Source organism: Synechococcus sp. Nb3U1 (assembly GCF_021533835.1).
Lineage (GTDB): Bacteria > Cyanobacteriota > Cyanobacteriia > Thermostichales > Thermostichaceae > Thermostichus.
On the sequence record NZ_JAKFYQ010000001.1, the window covers coordinates 759,177 to 785,031 of the forward strand.

Below are 25,855 nucleotides of genomic sequence, written 5' to 3' on the forward strand. Positions count from 1 at the left end.
TCGCAAATACTGTCCTGTGGGAACCTCCCCTGACTACAATAAGAGAGTTCTACATCAATTAAGAATTTTGAATCGCTCCCTTCGCCTCCTGCCTGCCTACACCCACCGTCTGAGCAATGGGTTAAGCGTTATTCTTCATCCCATCCCAATCACCGATTCTGTTACCGTCGACATTTGGGTGCAGACTGGGGGACGCAACGAACCCCTTGAGTGGTTGGGCTTGTCTCACTTTTTAGAACACATGGTGTTCAAGGGTAGTGATCGGTTGGCTCCGGGCGAGCTGGATCGGGCGATCGAAGGGCGGGGAGGAGTTACCAATGCCGCCACCAGCCAAGATTACACCCACTACTACATCACGGTTGCCTCTGGCGATCTACCCGATAGCCTGCCCTATCTAGCGGAAGTGGTTCTCCGCGCCGGGATCCCTGCCGATGAGTTTGAGCGGGAGCGTCAGGTGGTTCTAGAAGAGATTCGCCGGGCAGCGGACAACCCTGACTACAACGCCTATCAACAGTTGATGCAGGCTGCCTACGCGGATCATCCTTACGGGCGACCGGTGTTGGGTACTCCCGAAAGCTTGATGGAGCTGACCCCAGAACTGATGCGCACCTACCATCAAGGCTGGTACCGACCTGAACAAATGACCCTGGTGGTGACGGGTGGTATCGATCCGGAGCGAGCCTTGGCTTTGGTGGAAGAGCAATTTGGGGGTTCCCCCAGCGGTACAGCCTTGGGGATCCCCCACGCCCCGGCACAACCGCGTCCCCAAGGGATCCTGCGCCGAGAGAGCTCCCATCCTCGTTTGGAACAGGCACGGTTGCTGTTGGCTTGGCCCACCGTCAGTGCCCACCATTGGCAAGAAGCTTGTGGATTAGAAGTCTTGGCCTCTATCCTTGGGGATGGGCGTACCTCCCGCTTGGTTCATCTGCTGCGGGAACAGCGGGGTTGGGTGAGGGGTATTGGCTGCTCTTCGATGGTGCTGAAGGAAGGCGGTCTATTCTGCGTCAGCGCCCAAATGGATCCCGATCATTTATATCGGGTGGAAGCGACCATTCTGCACGAGATCGAAAAGCTACAACAGGATGGCATCGGCCAAGCGGAATTGGATCGCACCCGGCGCATCCTTACCCATGAGTTCTTGTTCTCGGCAGAGTCCCCCGGCCAGTTGGCGGGCATCTACGGCTATTACGAAACCCTAGGGGGCGTGCAACGCATTCAAGAATATTTGGAGCTGCTGCAGTCTCTCACCCCAACCCAAGTGCGAGAGTTGGCCCAGCAGCACCTTTCTCCCGATGCCTACGTGGTCGCCACCCTCAAGCCCGCTGACCTTGATTCGGCCTCTTCGCCCCAGCTGCAACTGGCCTACCGTTAAGTCTTTTAAGTCTTTCCCAACGGGATCCCTTCTTAGCATTCATGACCTCTACCCCCTTTGCTGCTCAGCGCGGCCATTTACAGCGTGTTGTCTTGGCCAATGGTGCCACTTTGCTGTTGGGACAAAATCCAACGGTGGATATCTTGGCGGCCCATTGTTTTTTTCGCGGGGGTAGCCGCGTGGAGCGACCGGAGCAGGCGGGGCTGACCAATTTGATGGCTGCTGTCCTCACCAAAGGCACCCAGCAACGGGATTCTCAAGCGATCGCCGCTTGGGTGGAATCTTTGGGGGCTGCCCTTTCCATCGATAGTGCTGCCGATTACTTCGAGGTTAGCCTGCGGTGCGTGTCTGCGGATTTTCCCGAGCTGTTGGGGTTGCTCTCCGAGATTTTACAGGCTCCGACCTTCCCGGAAGCAGAGGTGGACCGGGAACAGGCGCTGATGTTGCAGTCGATTCGCGCCCAGCAGGAGCGACCCTTCAGTTTGGCTTTTGATCAGGTGCGACAAGCCCTCTATGGCGATCATCCCTATGCTCTGCCGGGGGTAGGACGGCTGGAAACAGTGGGATCCCTCTGTCGTGAGGATTTGGTCGCCCATCATGCCACCTATTGCCGTCCAGACCAGATGGTGATGGTGGTGATCGGTCCCGAGTCCATCCAACAGATGGCCGCCCATATCGAAGCCGCTTTATCCGATTGGGTCGCCCCTCCCCGTGCAGGGTTGGATCCCGCCCTATCTTTATCTCCTCTCGAACACCCGAAACTCCTGCGGTTGCCCCAGCCCACCCAACAAACGACAATGATGATTGGCTTTCAGGGGTCCGCTGCTGGCTCCGCCGATTACGCCGCTCTGAAGCTGCTCTGTACCTACTTGGGCAATGGCCTTTCCAGCCGCCTGTTTGTGGAGTTGCGGGAGCGCTGTGGTTTAGCCTACGAAGTCTCGGCTTTTTTTGCTACCCGCCGGGAGCCTGCCCCCTTTGTCACCTACATGGGCACCGCCTCTGAGAATACCGCGATGGCTCTAGACCGGCTGCAAGCAGAGATCCAACGCCTGCATGCCCACCCTCTCAGCCCAGCAGAAGTGGAAATGGCCCAGCGCAAACTCTTGGGCCAATACGCCCTCAGCAAACAAACCAATGCTCAGGTGGCACAACTGGCAGGCTGGTACGAAATTTTGGGCTTGGGGATGGAGTTCGACCAACGGTATTTGCAGATGGTCAGACACCTCACCCCGGAATACCTGCTTCAAGCGGTACAAACCTATCTGGTCACTCCCGTGATTGCTCTGGTGGGGCCGGATCAGGCTCTTGAACAGGTTGAGCTGGTGCTTTGATGTCTGCTTTGATGTCTTTGCTCAGAGCAATGAAACCCTTGCAGGGGATCCCTAAGTGGGCTACTGTTCCGCCAAAACCACCCGATTGCGCCCCCGATGTTTGGCCTGATAGAGAGCTTTATCCGCCGCCATCTTTAGGGATCCCACATCCGAAAAGGTGGGATATACGGCGATCCCACAACTGAAGGTGGCAGAGAATTCTTCGTCTTCCGCCTGTTGCCGAATTTGAGCAAAGCGCTGGCGAATATCGTTCATAATTTTGCAGGCGGCGGCCCCATCGGTATCGGGAAGGATAACGGCAAACTCTTCTCCCCCATAGCGGCCAATCATATCAGTACGGCGCAAGCGCTGCTGCAACAGGCGAGACAGGCTCTTGATCACCCGATCTCCGGTGGCATGGCCGTAGGTATCATTCACGGATTTGAAATGATCCAAATCGAGCATCGCAAAGGCCAAACTGCTCTGGGAACGCTCCGCCCGCAGGGTTTCTTGCACCAACTGTTCTTTGGTGGTGGTGTGGTTCAGGAGTCCTGTCAGGCTGTCGGTGGCCATCAGAGAACGCAGGGTTCTGGCCCGCTGAGCCCGCGAATAAACTGCCATGATCAGGTGATCCGGCTGGATCGGCTTGGTGAGAAATTCATCACCCCCCCCAAGGCTCATGGCATCTAGCTGTTTGTTCAGGTCGGTTTCAGTAGAAAGAAAGACAATCGGGATCCCCACATAGGCTGGCTGCTGGCGGATCACCGTCCCCAGCTCCAGGCCACTGCAATGGGGCATATAGACATCCATCAGGATCAAATCCGGGTTAAACTCCGATAACACCGGGATCAAATCAAAGGGATCGGTCACCACTTGGGTGACCATGCCAGTGCGTTGCAGAATCAGGGAATAGTAAACCGCCAGATGGGACTCATCATCCACGATCAAGACACGGTAGGCTTCCTGGGGGCGAGCCCGGGTCAGTTCATCCAGCTTATCCACCAAACTGGGCACACTAACGGGCTTGGTAAAGTAGGCTTTGCCCCCAGCACGGGCAGCCTGTAGGCGGGCCATCAAATCCGTGTGTACCGACATGAACACCACCGGGGGCATGTTGGATCCCAGTTGCTCGCGTAATGCTGAAATCATCTCAATACCGGCAGAATCCCCTTCTGGGAAGATGATGTCGGTCAGGATAGCGGCGGGAAGTTGTTGCAACACCGCTGCTTTGAGGTCGGTACTGTTGTGGTAACGCACCACGTCATAGCCGAAATAGCCAATCTGTAGGGCCAAATCTTCCGCCAACTGAGGGTCGTCATCCACCAAATAAATCAGGTGACTATCGGCACTACTGAGGGATGAACTTGGGGACGGAATCAAGGCCGTCAGTTCCGGCAGGCTTTGCTCCGATTCGTGAATAGACTGACGCAGTGAGGCCAGCAGCGCATGCACCTGAATCCGTTGCAGGGCGATCGGGGGGTTACCGGTTTCTAGAATCGAGGTAAGCAAAATTTCTAGGGTACGAGCAATCGTGCCCAGGTAAGCAAAGCCGAAAGTGGCACCTGAGCCGGCCAAACTGTGCACCATGCGATGCAGCGTCCGCAGGGTTTCTAGGTTCCAGTCATCCCGCACCAACCGATCCCAAGACTGTTCGATTTGCCCCACCCGCTCGCCGATCTTCTCGGCATAAGCGGCCCGTAGTGCCTGCATCTGTTCTTGAATTTGACTGGTGGTGGCCGGGGAGCTAGGCATGGTAAGTTGCCCAGATGGTGTGAATTGTGCTGGATAGGCTCATGGGGTCGAAGGGCTTGGAAATCACATCCACAGCCCCCAGTTGCTTGTAGCTTTCTACCTCATGGGTTTGAACTTTCGCTGTCATAAAGATAACCGGGGTATCTCTTAGGGGAGATAACTCCCGCAACGCCCTTAAGGTGGTCGGCCCATCCATGACCGGCATCATCACATCCAGCAAAATCAAGTCAGGCGCAAAGCTCACCGCCTGATCCAGAGCCTCTTTGCCGGAGCTACAGATCCCCACCGTAAAGCCCCCCACCGCCTCCAAGGCCAAGCGGGCCACCGCCTGAATATCGGGGTCATCCTCCACCAGAAGAATGCGTTGCAATGAGACTACCATGGGGAGATTACGGAGAGGGGACAGGAAACTTCGGTAACTTTAGGTATTAATCCTAACTTAGGATCCCTTAAAGGGAAAATCCTTCTCAGCGTCCTTTGCTGCAAGGGGATCCCCATCCAAAAACAGAGGAAAGTCTAGGTAGAAACAGGTGCCGGTTTCCCCGTCTCCCTCCTCTGCGGAGCAGGTGATGAAATCGATGTGCCCCCCTAGCTTATCGACAATCGCTTTGCTAATGCTCAGCCCCAATCCCGTCCCTCCCCGCAGGCGCGTGTCAGAGGCATCCGCCTGGGCAAACCGCTGAAAGATCTGGGAACGGAAGGAGCGGGGGATCCCGGGCCCGCGATCTTGAACGGTAAGACGAAGCCAGCCTTGTATCCGGATGACCCGCAGATCCACCCATTCTCCGGGGGGAGAAAACTTGATGGCATTGGAGAGCAAATTGGTCACCACCTGGGTGAGGCGGTGGCTATCGGCGCGGATCTGGCAACCTTCACAGTCGGGATCCACCTGTAGACGCATCTGCACCCCGTAACTCTCAGCATAGGCTTGGTTCACCTGCAAAATCTGCTCCAGCAGCGGCCTCAGGAACAGGGGTCGAATCTCGAAGTTGATGCGCCCCGCTTCAATCTTCTCAATATCCAGGATGTCGTTGATCAAGACCAGCAGTCGCTCGCTGTTTTTCTGGGCAATGTCCAGCAGGTGGCGCAGCTGTTCGTTCAGGGGCCCCCCCACCCCTCCCAAGATCAACCCCAGGGATCCGCGGATCGAGGTGAGGGGGGTGCGCAACTCGTGGCTGACCATGGAGACGAACTCGTTCTTCATCCGTTCGATTTTCTTGCTGTTGGTGATGTCTTGGAAGCTCCACACCCGCCCGGTGATGATCCCTCCAATCCAAAGGGGTTTGGTGACCAAGTGCAAAATGCGCTGATCCAGCAGATCCAGAACAGCACTATGACTGGTATCTGGGTGGGCCAGCAACTCGTCGACCAGAGCAAGGAAGGCTTGGGGATCCTGCACCTGCTCCGCCATGTGGTGGGTACGCTCTGCCTCCGGCTTGAGATGGAAGGATTCCAACTGCCACATTTGTGCCAGCAGGCGATTGTGCACCAAAAGATGGCTCTGTAGGTCGGTTACCAAAATGCCGTTGGTGGTTGCCTCAAGGGTTGCCTGCAGAAGGGCCAAAGAGCGTTCTAAGTCGCGGGCCGCCTGCTTGCGCTCGGTAATATCCCGCGACACCGCCACCCGTTCCAGGGATCCATCTGGGCCAATCAACAGCCGACTGCTGGTTTCTAGCCAGACGAAATGCCCCTGCTGATGACGCACCCGGTAGATGACCCGCGGCTCATTTTCTACCCCCGACACCAGGTTGGGACGAAAGGCGGCCTGGAGATTGGCCAAATCTTCAGGATGCACCATGTCAAAGAGCAGTTTCCCCTTCAACTCCTCCGGTCGGTAGCCGAGAATGGCCAGACAGGCAGGGGAAGCATCCAAAAAGCGCCCCAAGGGCCCGTGACGAGAGATCATATCGGTGGCATTTTCCGCCAGTAACCGGTAACGGGCCTCGCTCTCTTTCAAGGATTCCAACACCACCAAGCGTTCTTGGTCGAGCCGTTTGGCCTGGGTAATGTCTTCGATAATGCTGATGATGTGGGTGGGGGTATGGGTGCTATCCCGCAGCAACGAAACTGCTACCCGTGTCCAGATCACGTGCCCCTGCTTGTGGACAAAGCGCTTCTCGTAGCGGTAGCTTTCCCGGTGCCCTGTCAGCAACTCGTTGAGGATTCCTTCTGATAGGCCCTGATCTTCAGGATAGGTGTAGTCGGCAAAACGCAAGGCTTTTAGCTCCTGAAGTGTGTAGCCCAGCAAGTGGAGAGCGGCAGGGTTACATTCCAGAATGCGTCCGTCTAGGCTAAGGATATTGATGGCGTTGGGAGCGTTTTCCAGAATCGCCCTCAGGCGTTCCTCACTGTTACGCAGAGCGGTTTCTGCGCGTTTCTGGTCGGTAAACTCCCGCACCACCGCCAAGACTTTCTCTCCGCCGCTGGGCACCATGCGCACTTCGAAGTGCCGTTCTTCCCCTGCCAAAATGAGCGGGTAGGTGTAAATCTGCTGTTGGCCGGTACGCAGGGCCTCCCGCAGATAAAACAGCTCCCGTTCTGCCAAATCTGGGGGCATGATATCGGGGATACTCAGCCCCTGAATCTCGTCCATATTAGCCAACACTGGGAAGCCAACCGGCTGTCTTACCATGCTCAGATAGCGGCCTTCGGCGCTGATCCACAGCATCAGGTCGGGAATAGCTTGGATGATCGCCTGTTTTTCCGCCTCGCTCTGGCGGAGGGCAGCTTCCGCCTGCTTAGCTTCCGAGATATCCTCCAACACTGAGACGGCAAATTGGGGCTGCCCCTGGGGATCCCTTACCAAACTGATGGTGAGGCGACCCCAAAATTGGCTACCATCTTTGCGCAGGTAGCGTTTCTCCAGGCAATAGGAAGAGATTTCTCCGGCCACCAACTGTTGAAACAGCTCCTGGTCTTCTTGCAGATCATCGGGATGGGTGTAGTCCGCGAAGTTCATCTGCAGCAACTCGTCCTGGCTGTAGCCGTGCATACGCTGAGCGGCAGGGTTGATGCTGAGCACACACCCTTTCAGATCTGTGAGACCAATGCCGACACTGACCTGCTCGATCAAAGCTTGCAGATGATGATGATTGTCTCGTAGAACTTGGGCGGTCGGGGGATCCGCTCCCGTACTGGGGAGCTCCGGGTCAGCACTGCCACACAACCCGATCACCTCACCCTCCTGGAGGGGCAACAGAGAGGCCGTCCAGATGAATCGGTGACAGAGACCATCCTGAATCTGCAAGCGCCCGACAAAGGTGATGGTGTTCTGTACTCCAGAGAGCGAGAGCGTGGAGGATCCCTGGCCTTGCCAGAGTTTGTTCCATTCCGCTTGGATCCGGGGACGATCTTCGGGATGTAGGAGCTCCAGGAGAGGTTGCTTTTGCAAAACCTGCACAGAGTAGCCCAGATAGCGTTCCCAGGCCTTGTTCATGTGCAAAACCCGCCCTGCACCGTCAACCGCCCAAAGTAGGCGGGGGCAATGTTCAAAAAATTGCTCGAACGGGACGGGAGTCATGCACGATCTCGCACTTTGTTTTCACTTTGTTTTATGGTAGCGACTCCCTTTTTCAACTTGCGGTTTGGGGCAAAAAGGGGTGCTGTGAACCGACGGATACAGGGTAGTCAGTCGAAATCGGTGGGCCAATCCGGGTGGCGGTAGTGTTCAAACAGGCGGGCGATCTGGGCGGGGGTCACTCGTGGCAAAGATAGGGCCGGTAGCTGGTCTTCTGGGAAAAACTCCACCCCATCGGTTTCTAGGCTGGTGCTGGGGGATCCCCCAATGAGCTGGCAGTGGAAAAACAACTTGTAAGAATAGTCTTGGTAGGTGGGGTGCTCATGGCGGCTTTTATCGTAAACCGCCAGTAACTTCACCGCTTTGGCCCGGTAGCCTGATTCTTCCCAAACTTCCCGTTCCACCGCTTCGCTAGGAGAGTCGCCCACATCTGCCCACCCCCCTGGCAGCGTCCAACAGCCATCGATACGCTCTTTGACCAGCAAGATTTGCTCATCCCGAAAGACCGCAGCCCGAACATCCACCTTCGGCGTAGCATAGCCCAGCTCTCGTTCAAAGCCTTTCAAGATGGCTCCCGCTTCCAAATCGGTGTGTTGGGCCAGGATCTGGGCCGCGATCTGTCGTAGTTTTTGATAACGCTCGATATCAAAGGGGTTTTGGCTGTAGGTAAGACCGTTCTGGGCAATTGCCTGAAGTTGTTGGGCCCAGGTCAACCAATGCAAACTCATGCGGGATCCGACTCGATGTTTCTACGATAGATCGGACATGGAACCAGATCTTAATCTAAGGTAGACACCTGCGTGACATAGTCCCGACGCTATGCCCAGGCTAGGCCAACAATACACTAATTAGGGAACCAACTAGGGACGGGGATGCCCCACCCCCCATACTCGAGCCTTTATTCGCTCTTTCGAGCTACGCTGTGAGCCGTTGTTCGGGCTAGAGCCTCAGACAGAGTTCTACCTCCGCCTCTTTCAGTCTGGTACAGCCGACTTCTACAGAGATTCTGGGGCAACCCAAAAGCCCTGCCGAGCAGGCAGCCAGTCTGTCTAAGCTGCAACAGGTGTCGCTAGAAAAAGCTTGAATCCGAATGTGTAGCTTGAGTGCGCCAAGCAGTGGCCTATTGGGTAATCGCCCCCTGCATGCGAGCACCCCAGGTGCGAGTGAAGCGCAGGTCAGCCCCCACCAAATTGGCATCGCGCAAGTCAGCTCCGCGCAGATCCGCCCCGTACAAAGAAGCAGAAGACAGGTCAGCCCCACGCAGATCCGCCCCACGCAAATCCGCTCCCTCCAGGTAGGCACCACTCAGGTTGGCCTCACCCAACTTGGCCCGACGCAGGTTGGCGCCCACCAAATAGGATTGGCTGAGATCAGCACCCGTCAGGGTGGTGCGCTCAAGGTTGGCTTCAATCATGTCGGAGCCGCTGAAATTGGCTTCTGTGAGATCCAGATTGTTCAGCGTGATGGAGCCCATGCGGCAGTTGGCACAGGTTTTGGAAGCCATCAGATAGCGCATGAAGCAGGAGTTATAGGTGGTGGCTGCTGCCGTAGAGGTCACAGCCGCTGTGGTGAGCAGTGCCAGAATGGCGGGAACTTTTAGATTCATAGTTGCCAAGCCCTAGAGTTTCGATGTTAAGGGTACGAGGATGCAGCAGACCGAAGTTCTCCTGCGTTGGTCAGTTGGTCATATGATAGTGGCATCTACTGACTTCGACCACTCTTTGATTGGGTTGCCTAATTTCTTCGACTGATATTCAATAAATTTTTTCTCGAAAGGTACGGGCGCGTTCATAGTCTCTCTGGCGCAAGGCTTTTGGATCGAACCCAAAAGTTGGGGGGGGAGGCTCCTCCAGCATTGGCTGTACCCAGTACCAAGACAGCTGCCCCAAACTCACCAAAACTCCCAAAACTGCCGTCAGGGTCAAGACGCGATCCCAGCGAATTTGCCCCCTACCTTTCCTCCTTTTTTTCATGCCCAGCGGGCGGTGGGATGGTGCCAGGGATCCCTTAGAAAAGTGGGGATGTCGGCGCAAAAGATACCCACAACGGCGACAGTGGTAATCTGAGTCGAGATTAATCCAATGGCAGGCTGGGCAACGGAGCATGAAGACGGGATCCCATCCTGATGGGGGAGGTAAGGGGGCTGTGACACGAAGCGATAATATCCAAGATTCCCTAGAGCAGCTTCAGAATGACCGATTCTGCTCGGATCCCCCTGGATTGCAAGCTGGGTTTGCTCCATCTTCATTGTGGAGGGATCCCTTGTATATCTGAGATGTGAAGTGGCCCTTCACCTTGTCCCTCCAGAAGCCCCCTTAGAATCGGTAAGCAACCCTGGTTCAGCCCTATGCAGATTCACCTAGAAAATATCTGTAAGCGTTATGGTCGCCGTGAGGTGGTGAGCGATGTCAGCTTGAACATTCAGCAGGGGGAGATTGTGGGTTTGCTCGGGCCCAATGGAGCCGGTAAAACCACCACGTTCTACATCATGACGGGCTTGATCCAGCCGAATCGAGGTCATGTCTGGCTGGACGATCAAGATATCACTAACCTACCCATGCATCGCCGTGCCCAACTGGGCATCGGCTATTTAGCCCAGGAGCCAAGCATTTTTCGGCGCCTTAGCATTCAAGACAACCTACTGTTGATCATGGAGCAAACGGGGGTGCCCCGTCGTCTCTGGCAACAACGTTTGAACCAACTGCTGGAGGAGTTTCGTATTACCCATGTCGCCCGCAGCTTGGGCTTGCAAGTTTCGGGGGGAGAACGTCGCCGTGCTGAAATCGCCCGTGCTTTGGCCGCCGGGATTCAAGGGCCGAAATTTTTGCTGCTGGATGAGCCGTTTGCGGGGGTTGATCCGATCGCGGTGGCGGATATTCAAGAGGTGGTGGCCAAGTTGAAGCACCGGGGCATTGGCGTGTTGATCACTGATCACAATGTGCGGGAGACCCTAGAGATTACCGATCGCGCCTATATCCTCAACGATGGGGCGATCCTGGCCAAAGGCACTTCGGCTGAGTTGGCGGCGGATCCCTTGGTGCGCAAATACTACCTGGGGGAGAAATTCCGGCTCTAGCTGCTGGGATCCCTGGCCTACGTTTATCTTGCCTGCCCCCTACCCTTTGCTTTTCATCGTGAAAGTGAGTTCTACTCCACCTCCAACCCGTTCTCCTCAGGCTGCGTCTGTGGTTTCCCTATGGCGCTCGGTGGGCCTAATGGATCGCTACATCATTTCCGAGATGGCCCTGCCTTTTTTATTTGGGGTGGGGGCATTTACCGCGCTGGTGATGGCGGTGGGATCCCTGTTTGAGCTGGTGGGCCTGGTGGTAGAAGCAGGGTTATCGATCCCGGCAGCCTTGCAGGTGTTTGCTTTTCGGGCACCGGGGATCATTGTCCTCACCTTCCCGATGTCGATGTTGTTGGCGACGTTGCTGGCCTATGGGCGCTTGTCTTCGGATAGCGAGATCACAGCCATGCGGGGTTGTGGGGTGAGCCTCTATCGCCTGGTGGTGCCGGCCCTCACCCTGAGTTTGCTGGTGACCGGTTTGACTTTCCTGTTCAATGAGCTAGTGGTTCCCAATAGCAACCGCCAAGCGGCCATCACGTTGGATCGGGCCTTGAATCGGGATCCCGACTTTCGGCGAGAGAACATTCTTTACCAAGAATTTGGCGAGATCCTTAGCCCCGAAGGCGATGGCAGCTTTTCCCGTCGGCAGGGGTTGACGCGCCAGTTTTATGCCCGTAGCTTCGATGGAAACCTCATGCGCGGCATCGTTGTCCTGGATTTTTCCAACGAGGCTCTGAATCAAATTCTGCTGGCCCAGAGGGGAAGCTGGGATCCCCGCAATAACCTGTGGGTATTTGAGGAGGGTACCAACTACATTGTTTCTCCCGATGGCACCTACAGCAACATTGCCACCTTTGGTCGCCAGGAGTTGCGCCTGTCCCGTGCACCGTTGGATTTGGCCCAAGAAGCCCGCAGCCCGGAGGAAATGAACATCCAAGAGCTGAGCCGCTATATCGAAGTGATTGCCAGTTCCGGCGATTTGCAGCGGGTACGGCGGCTCCAGGTCAGTCTTAACCAAAAATATGCCATTCCCTTTGTGTGTTTGGCTTTTACCCTGATCGGGGCACCCTTGGGGTTGCGCCCGCAGCGTACCAGTTCTTCCCTGGGACTGGGTATCAGTGTGCTGATTATTTTTGCCTTCTATGTGCTGCTGTTCATCACGCAGGCTTTGGGGCAAATTGGCACCTTGGGCCCAGCAGTGGCAGCCTGGTTGCCCAACTTGATCTGTGCAGCGGTGGGGTTAGGGCTGCTCTACCGAGCCAATCGGTAGGATGGGAGGGATCCCTCCAGCGGAGATCTAAGGAGATCTAAATGGACCTCGAGGCACAAACCTGGATGAATGGGATAGTCGGAGGATTGGCCCTACTCATTTTGGGAGGAGGGATGCTGATGATGTTCACCACGGTGTTTACCACCAAAGGGCCAAAACCCGATCCAACTCAGCCGGATCCCAAAAACCGATAGGCTCCTCACCCTGGGCAGAGAACCGGCGGCAATTGAAAAATCAGATGAAAAACCAGGGCCCTCTAGGGGATCCCTGGCCTTCAACGCAGGGTCTCGATTGGGGCTGGGAGCGCCGGGACTAGTTCAGCTCCCGCTGGCGCAACCGTTGCAGGGCTGAAAGAGGTTTCTCCTCCTCTGGCGATTCCGTTTCTGTTGCTGCTGGCAAAGCAGCCGTTTCGGTTTTACCGGGTTCGAGCAACAGTTTGGCGGCCTCAGACTCCACAGCAGGGGTACGGGCCAAGTTGTCACCTTTTTGGCTGGGCAGGGGAACCGACTCCAAAGTGGCCAGCAAAGACTGGATATGGCTGCGGGTTTCGGGATTGCCATTGGCGGCATCGGCCAGGAGGGTGAGCTGCTCCTTGGCTGCCCCTTGATTTCCCAGCTTGAGATCCACCAAGGCCAATTGGTAGCGAGCCTTAAAGCTGGTGGGATCCACGTCTACCGACCGTTGAAAGGCGGTACGAGCCTCCGGCAGGCTGCCCTGGCGAGCATAGATCAAGCCGAGATTAAACGGCACATCGGGATCCCGTTCACTGGGCAAAACCAACGTCTTTTCTTCTAGTTCAATCGCCCCCCGATAGGCATTGATGGCCAGGGTATGGAAGCCCATCTGCATGTATCGGGCCCCATCTTCCTTGAGCTGGGCCACGGTTTGTTCCCCAGTTAATAGGGTCATGGGCACTTCAGCATACGCCGGAACCATGAGCGCCAGCCCAAGCAGACATCCCATTGCCCTCAGACCCAAGTGGGCCCCCTGCCGAAAGAGCTGTTTGTTATTCATCATCACCATGATCTGTTTCCTCCAACCACATCAACACCACTTCATTCCACCCCTCTGGGCCAGGGAGCTGGGCCAACTGCCATTGGGGTTCGGCCTCACTCCAGAGGCTATCCGCAATTGGGCTTGGAAGCACCACCTTCCGTTCCATCCACCGCAAAAAAGCCGCATCCGCCGGAGAGCAGCCAATGCCCAGAGCCTTAACGGTACCTAAATGCCGCTGGTAGCAGCCCAACAACAGTCGCACCGCCCGTTCCCCCGGCAAAAATCCGGGCTCTGTAGTCATCGCCGGCTGAGTCCAGCCGGTTAGGTACCACTTTTGTGGGGGGCTCGAGAGGTTGAGCTGGCGCAGTTGCAACAGATGCTGGGTCAGGTTGGATTCCTGATGAGCAAAGGCTTCCCTCAGGGTTTCCGGATTGCCAGAATAGCTGAAAATCTCGCTGTACTCTCGCTGTTGAGCCCGTTCCGCTTCCTCCACCGGGATCCCGGTGGCAGCAGCTAGCTCAGAAGCTGTCCAATCCCCAAACCCGACCAGATCCAAGTTGGACTCTTGACGCACCTGTTGCAAAATGCTGCGCAAGCGGGAATAGGGCAACCCTAAAGCCCGCACATAGTAGGGAGGCTGATATTGCCACTGCTCATCCAGAATGCCCGCTGGGAAGTAATGTTCAGGAACGTAGAGGGCAGAACCATCCTCGCAAATAAACGGATGCTCCAGGCGCAATTGCTGGCGCACATGCTCCAGTTGAGCCCGAGTCCGCAGACTATAGAGCACCAAGGGAATCGAGCGCCGCTCTAGGGCAGCCAACGCTTGTCGGGCAGCACCATAGCTATTGGATTCCATATCCAACAGGCTGCCATCCAAACTGGTGAGGATAAGTCGCATAGGCGCAGGGAGAGGAAAGGCGCTGATACCATGGGAAGCCCACGAACCCCGCTCCACTGGGATCTCAAAAGCAGGCTCTGGGGCTAAAGCAGCCAACATTCCCATAATCCAACAGCTTGACCAACCAGAATGGGTTTAGTCCGAAATGCCCTCCTCGGGGCACCTGCTGAATGAGTGTAGCGCCAGGAGTCGCGAAAAGCTCGATCGATAGCTTCGATAGCTAAGAAATGTGTGTTTTGCCGATCAGTTTGACTTGGTAACACTAGCGATAGAGAAGATAGATCTCATCCAATGGGTGAATGAGCTAGCTCTCGGTACCAAAGGCACGATCCCCTGCATCTCCTAGCCCTGGCATGATAAACCCTTGGTCGTTCAACCGCTCGTCAATCATGGCACAGAAGATTTGCACCATCGGGTAATGGGATCCCAGCCGCTGTAACCCCGGCGGCGCCGCCAGCACACTGACAATCCTGACCAAACTGGGATCCGCTCCCCGCCCCTTCAACTCATCCAACACCTGTACCAACGTGCCCCCGGTCGCCAACATCGGTTCCGGAATGAGAATGCGCATTTGTTCCGGGATCCGCTCCGGCAGCCGATTCAGATAGCAACTGGCCTGCAGCGTTTCTTCATCCCGCACCATGCCCAAATGGAAGATCCGCGCCTGGGGCAACAGAGCCTGGCAACCCTCCAACATCGCCAAACCGGCTCGCAATACAGGCACGATGCCCATCGGGGTATCGGGGGCAATCACTTCCGCTGGAGCAGGTTCCAGAGGGGTTTGTACCCGCACCGGTTGGGTGGGGATCCACTCCCGCATCGCCTCATAGGTGAGCCAACGGCCCAGCTCTGACATGGCGCTGCGAAACAAGGGCATCGGGGTTTCTGCATCCCGAGCCACTGTTAACCAGTGCTTGATCAAGGGATGAGGGGGAACATAGACACGAAGCTGCTGACTGGCCACAGAAGAATGCCTCAATCTGGGCGGTAGCATAACGGGTTGCCCTGGATGAAAGCAAGCACTCCCATGGGGATGGGAGGGGGTCTGCGGTTCAAGATTGGCCGCCAAAGAGCCAACGGATCCCTTGTGTGGGAGGCTTATGATGGGTGGGCAACCGAACAAAAATCCGGTAAGGCCATGCAGATTGTGAAAGTCATCCCTGCTCTACTGCTGTTGGGGCTGCTGTTTTGGCTGGGGATCCCGGCTGCCGATGCGATGGAGTCTCAGGGATCGCCCATAGTAAACCTACAGACGGTGAGCGCCGAGATTGATCACCTGTTTGACGAAGCCTTTGCTGCCACCAATCAGGGGGATTTCGCGCGGGCGGAAACCCTGTGGAGCCAACTATTGGAACGTCAACCAGATAACCCGGCTCTGTGGAGCAACCGAGGCAATGCCCGCGTCAGCCAGCACAAGTTGCAGCAAGCGCTCACGGATTATGCCGAAGCGATTCGTTTGGCCCCCAATGCACCGGATCCCTATCTGAATCGGGGGGCGGCTCTGGAAGGGTTGGGGCGGTGGCAAGAAGCGATCGCCGACTACGAGCGGGTTTTACAATTGGATCCCAACGATGCGGCAGCCTACAACAACCGGGGCAATGCGGAAGCCGGTTTGGGAGAATGGCAACAGGCGGTTGCGGATTACCGCCACGCCACGCAATTAGCCCCAGACTATGCGTTTGCCCAAGCCAACTATGCTCTCAGCCTGTACCAGGTGGGGGAAACCCAGTCAGCCTTGCGATTGATGCGGGCTTTGGTACGGAAGTACCCGAAGTTCCCCGATATGCGGGCTGCCCTCAGTGCCATTCTGTGGACAGAAAGCCGCCCGGGAGAAGCAGAAAGCCACTGGGTCGCGGTGCAGGGATTGGATCCGCGCTATGCCGATCTGGAGTGGGTCAAAACCATCCGCCGTTGGCCGCCTGCTGTTGTAGCTGCCCTGGAGCGCTTCCTCTCTCTCAGCTAGGGTTTGCTCCCCGAGACGTCTATTTCAACTCAGCGCTACGCATTGGCGAAATGGCTAGTGGGGATCCCCGTAGCTAGAGACTCAGGTTGCATCCTGTCTGTGGGTCTGGGGATTGCCTAGATTGGGATCAGTCCAGCAGAGGATTCTGGCAGGAAGCTCAACAATAGGGATCTCTGCGGGCTTTCGGTAGACTGTGTAATGGGTTGTGTAAAGGAATGCTTCCTTCAACACCCTTATTCTTTCTCCCTCTCGTGTTTCAGTCCTATCGCGGCGTGTGGTATTAACGTGAGTGCAATGGCTTTCTTCTCTCGAACTGCTTCCCCTCCTTCGGCTTGGATGGTACCGGCACGAAGTCGTTTGGGTTGGACAGGGCTGTTGCTGATGGCGCTCCAACTGGGGCAGCCAGCTCTGGCTCAAACCGAAACCCGCACCTGGAGCGGCACTGGCCAAATTCTGAGCGGACATGGGCAAGGAGCAACCGTGCAACTCATTGTGGAAACCGGTGGCGGTCGCATCTGGACACAATCAGGACCAGCTTTGAACGCTCCTTTTTCCGGTGGACATACCTCTGTCAACAGTGGCGATGGTACCTGGCAAATCCAAGCTCAAGGGGATCAACTGTTTGTCACCTTTTACCGGGGCGAGCAGATCATCCGTTGGCAACTGCGCCCGACCAGTGCAGCCCCTACCCCCTCTACTCCTACGGATGCCTCTACCAGTGTCACTGAAGAATCGACTGCCCTGCCCGTTCAGGAGTTGATTGTCCCGGTGCTCAGTTTGCCCACCAATCCTTGAGGCATCCCAGCGCAGCTCCAGTCGTCTGCTGCTCTGCAAAAATCAACAAAAAAAATCGAGAGAGATCCGACTCGGTGGATCCCTCCCAAACTGTTTTGGAACAATCAAAGCCCGCTCAGGGCTTCTTAACGCACACCACTGGGCTTGTGAACGAGGAAGCTAAGGATCTGGCACTGCTTGATGTTGTCGAAACCAACCACGCGAATGTAGCAATTGGGGTAAGCGCTGCGGCAGGATTGCACTTCGCTCAGCACCTCCTGGGTAGAGGTGGCGTTGAACAGGGGCAGCTTCCACATCGTCCAGTAGTACACCTTCGGGTCAGAAGACTCGTTGAATTCCACGGCGGGGATGTAGCCCTGATCCAGGATGTACTGGAGTTGCTTGCTGATTTGCAGATCTGTCAAGGGGGGCAGATAGGACAGGGTTTCGTAACGACGCTCTTTCGGTAAGGTTTGCATGGTGATGTTACTCCGTTTCGGGTATTGAGTCTTGTGCAGAGGAGGGGGATCCCGCTTCCGGGTGAGTAACGGGTAGGGATTCCGTGGCTGAGGTGATCCGTTCCAGGTGGTCGCGGCGGTGCTCCATGTTGGCCTGTTGGATGCCGGTTTTGGCCATCTCGGGCAGGTAATCGGCCACTTCCGCAGCAATGTGCTCTCGAACGGTCATGATCCGATAGGCCAGCTCAGGGCGTTCCGCCAGCAAAGCCCGCAGATAGGCTTCCCCATCCTGAAGGTTTTGCCGAGCTGAGAACTGCTGCAACCAAAAGGCTCTGGGGGGATCCGTTTCGCCAAGTTGGGCCAGCACCGTGCGCATCGCCTGATAGGTCAGGTAGCTAATCAGGGTTTTGGCGGTATCTTTGGCGATCTGTTTCAGATCCATTGCAGATCCAAGGGGTGGGCCGGAAAGGGGACAAAGGCCGGGTTGGTCGAGAAAAGCAACCTGTGGATCCCTTGCCCCCGGCGGATCTTTAGAGGGTATCGACGGCCTTGAACTCGAACTTAATTTCCTTCCACAGCTCACAAGCCGCCGCCAGCTCTGGCGACCACTTGGCCGCTTCGCGGATGACATCGTTGCCTTCGCGAGCCAGATCACGGCCTTCGTTGCGGGCCTGAATACAGGCTTCTAGAGCCACCCGGTTGGCAGTCGCGCCCGGAGCATTGCCCCAGGGGTGACCCAGGGTACCCCCACCAAACTGTAGGCAGGAATCGTCCCCGAAGATCTCCACCAGTGCCGGCATGTGCCAGATGTGGATCCCACCGGAGGCCACCGGCATCACACCGGGCATGGAAGCCCAGTCCTGGGTGAAGAAGTTACCCCGGGAGCGATCCGCTTCCACATAGTTTTCCCGCATTTGATCCACGAAGCCGAGGGTGATGTTGCGCTCCCCTTCCAGTTTGCCGACCACGGTACCGGAGTGCAGGTGGTCCCCCCCGGACATGCGCAAACACTTGGCCAGCACCCGGAAATGGATCCCGTGGTTTTTCTGCCGGTCGATCACGGCGTGCATGGCGCGGTGAATGTGGAGCAGGATGCCATTATCCCGACACCACTTGGCCAGGCTGGTGTTGGCGGTAAACCCCCCCGTCAGGTAGTCGTGCATGATGATCGGGGCTTTCAGCTCTTTGGCAAACTCGGCCCGTTTGAACATCTCTTCACAGGTGGGGGCGGTGACGTTCAGGTAGTGGCCTTTGATTTCGCCGGTTTCTGCCTGTGCCTTGTGGATGGCATCCATAACAAACAGATAGCGATCCCGCCAGCGCTGGAAGGGCTGCGAGTTAATGTTCTCGTCGTCTTTGGTGAAGTCCAAACCGCCTCGCAAGCACTCGTACACTGCCCGGCCATAGTTTTTGGCGGACAGGCCCAACTTGGGTTTGATGGTGCAACCCAAGAGCGGACGGCCATATTTGTTCAGTTTGTCCCGTTCCACCTGAATGCCGTGAGGAGGCCCCTGGAAGGTTTTCAAGTAGGCCACCGGGATCCGTAGATCTTCTAGCCGCAGAGCCATTAGGGCTTTGAAGCCGAAGACGTTGCCCACAATCGAGGTGAGCATGTTGGTGACGGAGCCTTCCTCGAACAAGTCCAGGGGATAGGCCACAAAGCAAAAATACTGGTTGTCTTCGCCCGGAACCGGCTCGATGTCGTAGCAGCGGCCTTTGTACCGATCCAGGTCGGTGAGCAAATCCGTCCACACCGTTGTCCAGGTGCCCGTCGAAGACTCAGCCGCCACAGCTGCCCCCGCTTCTTCGGGGGGAACACCGGGCTGGGGAGTGACCCGGAAACACGCCAGGATGTCGGTATCCTTGGGCGTGTAATCGGGAGTGTAGTAGGTGAGTTTGTAATCCTTCACCCCGGCTTGGTAGCCGCTTTTGGATTGGGTTGCTGAATAGGCCACGTTGATCTCCCTCTGAACTGAATCACGAAATCCAAAACTACCATTCACGGACACAATAATAATAAGAAGGAAGCAAAAACCTAGGGCCAAAACCCCAGACTATTGAATTTCCGCGAATAAACCTGTCCCACAATCGTGAGACCCAATTCGGGTTCTAAGACATTCTTCACCCAGCGGATGAAAGTCTTAATCCCCTATCAATGCCCTGCGGATGATCCGAAGGACGATCGCTAGCTTGAACAGGTTGACCCATGAAAACCCAATTGAAAGATTGATACCTGTTGCTGAAGCTAGGATCCCTGTCAAACACAGGCTTACATTAGGTTTAATCCTAAGTTATCACCCACAATGATGGACCGATTATTACTTTCTTTATGAGTTCGATTAGTTTAGTTAAAGCAAGCCGCGTCTCTTGGCGTTGAGAATATAGACTTCTTTGGCTTTCTTAATATCTCCCTGTATCTCCCTGGCAAGGGATCCCTGACAAAGCCCAAAACCCCCTTGAGCAAGGGGGTATCGCCGACTATCTTCGGTCTGATGTTCAGGAAACTGCTGCTAGAGCTGGTTGGGGCCTTTTGCTGATCACCTGATCGATCAATCCATACTCCTTGGCTTGTTCTGGGGTCATGAAATTGTCGCGGTCGGTATCCCGTTCGATGCGCTCCAAGGGTTGGCCGGTGTGGTGAGCCAGCAGGCTATTCAGGCTTTGCTTGATGTAGAGGATCTCTTTGGCCTGAATTTCGATGTCGGTAGCTGGCCCCTGGGCCCCACCTAAGGGTTGGTGGATCATAATGCGAGCGTGGGGAAGGGCGATGCGCTTGCCTTTGGTGCCGCCCGCCAGCAGAAAGGCCCCCATACTGGCTGCCAACCCGATGCAGATGGTGGATACATCCGGCTGAATGTGCTGCATCGTGTCGTAAATGGCCATACCGGCATAAACGGAGCCGCCGGGGGAGTTGATATAGAGATAGATATCCTTTTCGGGATCCTCAGATTCCAGGTAGAGCATCTGAGCCACGATCAGGTTAGAAATGTCATCATCCACCTGGGTGCCCAAGAAGATAATCCGATCCCGCAGCAGACGCGAGTAGATGTCGAAGGCGCGTTCGCCCCGCGCAGATTGCTCGATAACGGTGGGAATCATGCCAGTCCAAGTGATGGGTCAATTCTTCTAGTGTAAGCTGCCGACCGGATCCCTTGCTCAGGAGGGTTTACCGCCCACGATCCGTACCAGTCTAAGCAGCAAAGATCTGTACCTAGTCTATGGGGTAGGGGGGTCTGCTAAGATTCCGAAACTTATGGATCCTGTCATCCCCAGTCCGGGAAAGGAAGGCTGCTGTGGATCCCCGCTTGTCTCATTTGGGCCAACGCATGTCTCGTCTATCGGGGGTGCGGGCTATCAACAAAGATATTGCCGAAACTCTGCAAAAAGAGGGATCCCATTGGATTGATTTGGGGGCGGGCAACCCGGTGATTTTGTCGGAAGTGGAAGCGATGTGGCGCCGCTACACTCAAGAGCTGATGGCAGAGCCAGAATTTGGTCAAGTGCTCTGTCGCTATGGGGTGAGCCAGGGCTATGGGCCCCTGATCGAGGCCGTGGTGGATTATTTCAACCGGGAGTATGGCTGGGGCATAACGCGACGGAATGTTCTGATCACCCCTGGAAGTCAAAGTTTTTATTTTTTTGCCGTGAATGTGTTTTGTGGGCCAGATGCTGACGGGCAAAGACGACCTCTCCTGTTGCCCCTTAGCCCCGATTACACCGGCTATGGCGGGATCCTCATCGAGGAGTCCGATCTAAAAGCCACGCCCCCCACCATCGAGAAACAGGGATCCCATACGTTCAAATACCGCCCAGATCTGGAGCGACTGCAGGTGGATGAACAGGTGGGAGCAATTTTGTTTTCCCGGCCCTGTAACCCAACCGGCAACGTGATCACCGATGAGGAAGTGGCACAGATCGTGCAGCGGGCTGCTGCTGCCGATGTGCCGGTGATCATCGATTCTGCCTATGCCATTCCCTTTCCTCACCTCACGTATGTACCCATGGGCTTGACTTGGGCCGACAATGTTATCCATTGCTTCAGCCTCTCCAAGGCAGGCTTGCCAGGGGAACGGGTGGGGATTGCCATTGGGCCAGAACATCTTTTGCAACCTGTGGAATGTTTTCAGGCCAATGCCAGCATTCACTCCTCCCAACTGGGTCAGGCCATCGCGGCACGGGCGATTCGCTCCAGAGAACTAGCCAAGCTCTCAGAGCAGGTGATCCGCCCCCATTACTGGCAGAAGATGGAACGCCTACAGGTGGCTTTTGGACGAGAATTTCCCGATGATTTGCCCTGGTTCTTGCACAGGGCAGAAGGAGCTTTATTTGCCTGGTTGTGGCTGCCGGAGCTGCCCATTTCTGACCGAGAACTCTACCAGCGGTTGAAACAAAAAGGGGTGGTGGTTGTGCCGGGATCCCCCTTCTTCCCAGGGATAGATCCAAGTTGGCCGCATCAATATCAGTGTGTGCGCATCAGCTTAACGGCAACACTAGAGCAAATTGAGCAGGGGGTAACTATCCTCAGCCAGGTGGTGGAGCAGGCCCATGCAAGAACTCCGTTGAGGGTGTGAGGAGAAGATGGACTTAATCCCTGATGAGCCGATGGTGATCGCCAGCTTGCTGGGTTTGGCCCTGCTGGGGATCCTAATCTTGAATTTGGCCGGTGGTGGGTCAAGCGATGCAGATTAGATCTGGTTAGATCTGGTTAGATCTGGGAAAATGTGCAGGTTGACAAGATGACACTTACTTCCCTAGGATCAGAATCACGTCATTTGCAGATGCCCCCATCGTCTAGAGGCCTAGGACACATCCCTTTCACGGATGCGACAGGGGTTCGAATCCCCTTGGGGGTATATTGGCGAGATTCAGTACAGCCCGTTCACGAGCCGTAGCTTAGCTATCCGCGAGGGTTGGCTCCCTTCATCCAGGGGGAGAGAGAAGATTTTGGGGGATTGGAGTAAATCTGACGTAGAAATCTGACGTAAACTGCACCTTACGTCCTTTGGCTTCACCAGCCTTGCTCAGGCCAAAACCTTCCCACCTGGCTCACCGAACTGTGCCCTGTGGGCCGCCGAGGGTAAACGGGTGAGTGGGACGGAGTCCTACCCACCCCCCAGATGCCGATACTGTTGCGGAAAACATTCAAAGCCCTGGTAAAACCTGGGCGAACACATCAACGCTGCTCAGGAGCATGTAGGCAAACAGCACGCCACCTACACCCCCCACCAAGAAGCCCCCAGCAAACTGGCTCCAACCGCCACGGGTACGTAGATTTTCTGGCAACTCATCGGATCCGGCAGAGACCCGAACAGGCTGAGGGGATCCGCTCGATTCCGCCATCAGTTGTACCCCTGGCGTTGGGTAGGCCACCGATCCATAGGGAGTATTGGCCACGGCCACCCAGCGGGATTTGGGGAAGGACACCTGCCCGTAGATGGACAGACAAACCGTGAGGATCAGCACCAAGCCAATGGCCCCCAGGGTACCCGCCGTCAAAGCGAGCTCCCAATCCCGCAATGGCCCCAGCTTGTAAAACGGCCCCAGTAGCAAGTAACCATGGGCCATTCCCACCTCCAAACCCCGCACCATCGGCGATAGCCCTTCCCGGTAAATCGGCAAATTCTGTAGCAGTAGGAGGGTTAAATCGCTACCATTTACGGGGGTGTTGAAGTTACCCACTTGGGGATCCACCGTTTTCACCCAGCCCCCCTGCTGAAAGTCAAAACCGGTTGCTGCCGCCCGAGCACGAATGGCATGCCAAATGTGCCCCGCCAAAAACAGGATCCCCAAGACAAAGTGGGCGGTTGCCAACCATGTGCGACTGGTAACTACCCCCATCTCATCGGCTCCCAATCCTACTGGCCCATAAAAGGCCACTGGATAGACCGTCTCATTGACGCTGACAAAATAGGCTGCCAGGATCCCCATGTAGGCTAAAGCCCCTAGGCTATAGGAAAGATAAGCCTCCCCAGAGTAGATCAGCACCCGCTTGGCCCAAGTAAAAGGCCGCGTCGCCATGTGCCAAAATCCACCCAGAATGCAGATCAAGCCCACATAAACATGGCCACCCACCACATCTTCTAGGTTGTTCACCCCAGCCATCCCCTGCTCCCCAAGCAGCGGTGTGAGATAGGCAAAAATGCGAACCGGATTCAGGGTGGGATCCGTAATCAGGCGCACCCGATCCAGAGAAGCATCGTATAGACCACCCCAAAACAGGGCTTTGGCCACCAGTAACCAAGCCCCTAACCCCAAGAAAACCAGGTGAATGCCAATGATTGTGGTCATTTTGTCGTCATCTTCCCAGTCGTAGCCGAAAAAGCCAGCAAAGTTCTCCCCTTTGGCCAGCACCTCAGGCCCCAGCAGGGCATGATAAACTCCCCCAGCCCCCAGTACTGCCGAGGCGATTAGGTGCAACACCCCCACCACAAAAAAGGGATAGGGATCCGTCACCAGCCCTTCCGCCCCAACTCCAATTCCCAACGTGGCCAAGTGGGGCAACAGAATCAGCCCTTGACTGTACATCGGTTGAGCGGGATCCCAGTGGGCCAACTCAAACAGGGTCATCCCCCCAGCCCAGAGCAGAATCAACCCAGCATGGGCCACATGAGCACCCAACAATTTCCCGGATAAATCTACAAAACGGGCATTGCCAGCAATCCAACCAGGACTGGATACTGCTGGTGGAGAAGACATAGCTGTTGTCATCGATCCTCCTCAAAGTTAATCAATAAGGCCCAATCTTCAAGACTTCTAGGCTCACGATCTAAGAACAATACTCCTCGTCCTCTCATAGGCCAAACGTAGGCTTGAGTTTAGCCGTCCATTCTTTCACCCGCTTTTCCGTCAGTTCCGATTGATTGTCTTCATCCAAAGCCAACCCTACAAACTGACCATTTACCAATCCCCTCGATTCGTTAAACTCATAGCCATCAATGGGCCAAGAACCGACATTTTTCCCGCCTCGCTCAGCGATTTTCTCCGCTAGAATCCCCATCGCATCCTGAAAGTTATCGGGATAGCCGAACTGATCTCCAACCCCAAAATAGGCTACTGTCTTACCCGAAAAATCTATTTCATCCAAATTTGGAAAAAATCCATCCCAATCAGACTGCAACTCGCCAATATTCCAGGTAGGGCAGCCGATGATCAGATAGTTGTATTTATCAAAATCTTCAATGCTAGCCTCCGAGATATCGATCAAATCTACATTCTCTTCCCCCAACTCCTTTTGGATCATCTCAGCAACTGTTTCCGTGTTACCAGTTTGAGTGCCAAAAAACAAACCAACTTTTGCCATCACTTCTGCTCCAAAACTGCAAAGTAAACCTCAACACTCCACTCCAAACTCCTCAGGTCATCTGAACAGGCTGAGCAGGTGCATTCAGCTTGCCCGTACGGAAGTTGAACCCGCGTGCCTTGAGAGCATGAAAAAGATGCCCCTGAAGGAAGAAAAAGGCCAACCAAAAATGGGTGTTGGCAAGCCACACCCGGGAAGTTAGTTCCCCCCCTTGCTCGAATAAGGGATAGCGATCCAACCCCACCTGCAACAGCGGCCCGTAGAACACCTCTGGATAGACCACCGAATTCACCGAGACAAAATAGGCAGCGATGAATCCCATCAAGGCCAAAGCACCCAAGCTGTAGGAAAGATAGGCTTCCCCAGACCCGATAAAGAGCCGCTCTACCCAGCCAAAAGGCTTCGTGGCAATGTGCCAAACTCCCCCTGCCACCAGCAGTAGCCCCACCCAGATGTGGCCGCCCACCACATCCTCCAGACTGTCTACCCCAGCGATCCAATGCCGCCCCTCTATGCCCAACACATGGCCAAAAGGATTGAGATCGGGAGAGATGGTGCGCACTGCCCCCACTCCAGAGTCATACAGCCCCCCGAAGACCATTGCCTTCAGCACCAGTAACCAGGCCCCCAGCCCCAGCAATACCAGATGGATCCCTAAAATGGTGGTCATCTTGTTTTTGTCTTGCCAGTCGTAGCTGAAGAGAGGGAAGGTCTTGGCCTCCAACACCGCCGGCCCCCGCAAGGCATGGAAGATGCCCCCGAATCCCAAGAAGGCCGAGCTGATCAAATGCACTGCCCCCACTGCAAAGTAGGTGTCGGTCTCCAGCACTTCCCCGCCAGATCCCACCCCCAGGCCCAAACTGGCCAGGTGAGGCAAAAGAATCAACCTTTGCTCATACATCGGTTGGCTGGGATCGAAATTGGCCAACTCGATCAAGGTCATCACCCCGGCCCAGAGAACGATCAGCCCAGCATGGGCCACATGCGCCCCCAACAGCCGACCCGAAAGCTCCGTTAAACGGGCGTTGCCCGCCCACCACGGGATCCCCTCCTGAGAGCCAGACTCATTACCCTGCACCCGTGTCGTTGCCGTCATATTCAGTGACTCCAAACCTTGAGATTGAGATAAAGGCCAGAACTCCTACCCCAGCAGTGGCCCTGGCCCGATGGACACA

Annotated in this window: 24 protein-coding genes, 1 tRNA gene and 1 pseudogene; 9 read left to right on the forward strand and 17 right to left on the reverse strand. The window is 55.8% G+C overall.

All coding sequences use genetic code 11. The annotated features are described in order from the left end of the window. Positions 1-67: 67 nt before the first annotated feature. The gene (locus L1047_RS03480; protein WP_235277385.1) at positions 68-1,372 is read left to right on the forward strand and encodes a M16 family metallopeptidase; all 1,305 of its coding nucleotides are present in this window, start codon (positions 68-70) and stop codon (positions 1,370-1,372) included. Positions 1,373-1,413: 41 nt separating this feature from the next. Next, the gene (locus tag L1047_RS03485; RefSeq protein WP_235277386.1) at positions 1,414-2,703 is read left to right on the forward strand and encodes a M16 family metallopeptidase; all 1,290 of its coding nucleotides are present in this window, start codon (positions 1,414-1,416) and stop codon (positions 2,701-2,703) included. Positions 2,704-2,763: 60 nt separating this feature from the next. Here L1047_RS03485 and L1047_RS03490 read toward each other — a convergent pair whose 3' ends face one another. The 6 genes from L1047_RS03490 to L1047_RS03515 form a co-directional block, all read right to left on the reverse strand. Further along, complete coding sequence (locus L1047_RS03490; RefSeq protein WP_235277387.1) at positions 2,764-4,434, reverse strand: GGDEF domain-containing response regulator; 1,671 nt, start codon at positions 4,432-4,434, stop codon at positions 2,764-2,766. Then, complete coding sequence (locus L1047_RS03495; protein WP_235277388.1) at positions 4,427-4,816, reverse strand: response regulator; 390 nt, start codon at positions 4,814-4,816, stop codon at positions 4,427-4,429. The genes L1047_RS03490 and L1047_RS03495 overlap by 8 nt, the downstream gene beginning before the upstream one ends. 57 nt (positions 4,817-4,873) lie before the next feature. Next, entirely contained in the window at positions 4,874-7,954 is a 3,081-nt protein-coding gene (locus tag L1047_RS03500; protein ID WP_235277389.1) for a PAS domain S-box protein, read from the reverse strand. A gap of 107 nt (positions 7,955-8,061) precedes the next feature. Continuing rightward, complete coding sequence (locus L1047_RS03505) at positions 8,062-8,679, reverse strand: NUDIX hydrolase (RefSeq protein ID WP_235277390.1); 618 nt, start codon at positions 8,677-8,679, stop codon at positions 8,062-8,064. 392 nt (positions 8,680-9,071) lie between these two features. Further along, positions 9,072-9,557 carry a pentapeptide repeat-containing protein gene (locus L1047_RS03510; protein ID WP_235277392.1) on the reverse strand — a complete coding sequence of 162 codons (486 nt, stop codon included), beginning with the start codon at positions 9,555-9,557 and terminating at the stop codon, positions 9,072-9,074. Between the two features lie 148 nt (positions 9,558-9,705). Beyond that, complete coding sequence (locus L1047_RS03515) at positions 9,706-10,056, reverse strand: hypothetical protein (protein WP_235277394.1); 351 nt, start codon at positions 10,054-10,056, stop codon at positions 9,706-9,708. Between the two features lie 242 nt (positions 10,057-10,298). On the opposite strand from L1047_RS03515, the gene lptB reads away from it, so the two are divergent. The 3 genes from lptB (at position 10,299) to L1047_RS03530 (ending at position 12,482) form a co-directional block, all read left to right on the forward strand. Continuing rightward, positions 10,299-11,027 carry an LPS export ABC transporter ATP-binding protein gene (lptB, locus tag L1047_RS03520; RefSeq protein WP_235277396.1) on the forward strand — a complete coding sequence of 243 codons (729 nt, stop codon included), beginning with the start codon at positions 10,299-10,301 and terminating at the stop codon, positions 11,025-11,027. A gap of 109 nt (positions 11,028-11,136) precedes the next feature. Further along, on the forward strand, positions 11,137-12,288 hold the full coding sequence (locus L1047_RS03525; RefSeq protein WP_235277398.1) for an LptF/LptG family permease: 1,152 nt from the start codon (positions 11,137-11,139) through the stop codon (positions 12,286-12,288). 41 nt (positions 12,289-12,329) lie between these two features. Beyond that, complete coding sequence (locus L1047_RS03530) at positions 12,330-12,482, forward strand: hypothetical protein (protein ID WP_235277400.1); 153 nt, start codon at positions 12,330-12,332, stop codon at positions 12,480-12,482. A 118-nt stretch (positions 12,483-12,600) separates the two neighbouring features. Here L1047_RS03530 and L1047_RS03535 read toward each other — a convergent pair whose 3' ends face one another. The 3 genes from L1047_RS03535 to upp form a co-directional block, all read right to left on the reverse strand. Next, on the reverse strand, positions 12,601-13,224 hold the full coding sequence (locus L1047_RS03535) for a tetratricopeptide repeat protein (RefSeq protein ID WP_235277402.1): 624 nt from the start codon (positions 13,222-13,224) through the stop codon (positions 12,601-12,603). Between the two features lie 70 nt (positions 13,225-13,294). Continuing rightward, a complete protein-coding gene (locus tag L1047_RS03540) occupies positions 13,295-14,284 on the reverse strand; it encodes a hypothetical protein (protein ID WP_235277404.1) in 990 nt (329 codons plus the stop codon). A gap of 205 nt (positions 14,285-14,489) precedes the next feature. Continuing rightward, complete coding sequence (gene upp / locus L1047_RS03545; RefSeq protein ID WP_235277406.1) at positions 14,490-15,179, reverse strand: uracil phosphoribosyltransferase; 690 nt, start codon at positions 15,177-15,179, stop codon at positions 14,490-14,492. Positions 15,180-15,194: 15 nt separating this feature from the next. Here upp and L1047_RS03550 point away from each other — a divergent pair, with 15 nt between their 5' ends. Further along, positions 15,195-16,148, forward strand: coding sequence for a tetratricopeptide repeat protein (locus L1047_RS03550; protein WP_328286022.1), 954 nt, complete (start codon positions 15,195-15,197; stop codon positions 16,146-16,148). 294 nt (positions 16,149-16,442) lie between these two features. After that, positions 16,443-16,943: a hypothetical protein gene (locus L1047_RS03555; RefSeq protein WP_235277408.1), complete on the forward strand. Its 501-nt coding sequence runs from the start codon at positions 16,443-16,445 to the stop codon at positions 16,941-16,943. 125 nt (positions 16,944-17,068) lie between these two features. Here L1047_RS03555 and L1047_RS03560 read toward each other — a convergent pair whose 3' ends face one another. The 4 genes from L1047_RS03560 to clpP form a co-directional block, all read right to left on the reverse strand. Then, entirely contained in the window at positions 17,069-17,401 is a 333-nt protein-coding gene (locus L1047_RS03560; protein ID WP_235277410.1) for a ribulose bisphosphate carboxylase small subunit, read from the reverse strand. Positions 17,402-17,408: 7 nt separating this feature from the next. After that, complete coding sequence (gene rcbX, locus L1047_RS03565; RefSeq protein ID WP_235277412.1) at positions 17,409-17,822, reverse strand: RuBisCO chaperone RbcX; 414 nt, start codon at positions 17,820-17,822, stop codon at positions 17,409-17,411. An 88-nt stretch (positions 17,823-17,910) separates the two neighbouring features. Next, positions 17,911-19,335: a form I ribulose bisphosphate carboxylase large subunit gene (locus tag L1047_RS03570; protein WP_235277414.1), complete on the reverse strand. Its 1,425-nt coding sequence runs from the start codon at positions 19,333-19,335 to the stop codon at positions 17,911-17,913. A 541-nt stretch (positions 19,336-19,876) separates the two neighbouring features. Beyond that, entirely contained in the window at positions 19,877-20,479 is a 603-nt protein-coding gene (gene clpP, locus L1047_RS03575; protein WP_235277415.1) for an ATP-dependent Clp endopeptidase proteolytic subunit ClpP, read from the reverse strand. A 194-nt stretch (positions 20,480-20,673) separates the two neighbouring features. Here clpP and L1047_RS03580 point away from each other — a divergent pair, with 194 nt between their 5' ends. Beyond that, positions 20,674-21,951: a valine--pyruvate transaminase gene (locus L1047_RS03580; RefSeq protein WP_235277416.1), complete on the forward strand. Its 1,278-nt coding sequence runs from the start codon at positions 20,674-20,676 to the stop codon at positions 21,949-21,951. Between the two features lie 209 nt (positions 21,952-22,160). Continuing rightward, positions 22,161-22,233 (forward strand) — tRNA-Glu (locus L1047_RS03585). A 289-nt stretch (positions 22,234-22,522) separates the two neighbouring features. Here the strand turns inward: L1047_RS03585 and L1047_RS03590 are convergent. The 4 genes and pseudogenes from L1047_RS03590 to L1047_RS03605 all read right to left on the reverse strand — a co-directional run bounded on the left by L1047_RS03590 (position 22,523) and on the right by L1047_RS03605 (position 25,776). Then, positions 22,523-23,080 (reverse strand): photosystem I reaction center subunit XI, encoded by a 558-nt coding sequence (locus L1047_RS03590; RefSeq protein WP_235278850.1) that lies wholly within the window; start codon positions 23,078-23,080, stop codon positions 22,523-22,525. A gap of 9 nt (positions 23,081-23,089) precedes the next feature. Then, a pseudogene (locus tag L1047_RS03595) lies at positions 23,090-24,076 on the reverse strand (chlorophyll a/b binding light-harvesting protein); the annotation flags it as partial. A 94-nt stretch (positions 24,077-24,170) separates the two neighbouring features. Then, the gene (gene fldA, locus L1047_RS03600; protein WP_235277417.1) at positions 24,171-24,680 is read right to left on the reverse strand and encodes a flavodoxin FldA; all 510 of its coding nucleotides are present in this window, start codon (positions 24,678-24,680) and stop codon (positions 24,171-24,173) included. Positions 24,681-24,732: 52 nt separating this feature from the next. Next, a complete protein-coding gene (locus L1047_RS03605; protein WP_235277418.1) occupies positions 24,733-25,776 on the reverse strand; it encodes a chlorophyll a/b binding light-harvesting protein in 1,044 nt (347 codons plus the stop codon). Positions 25,777-25,855: the final 79 nt, after the last annotated feature.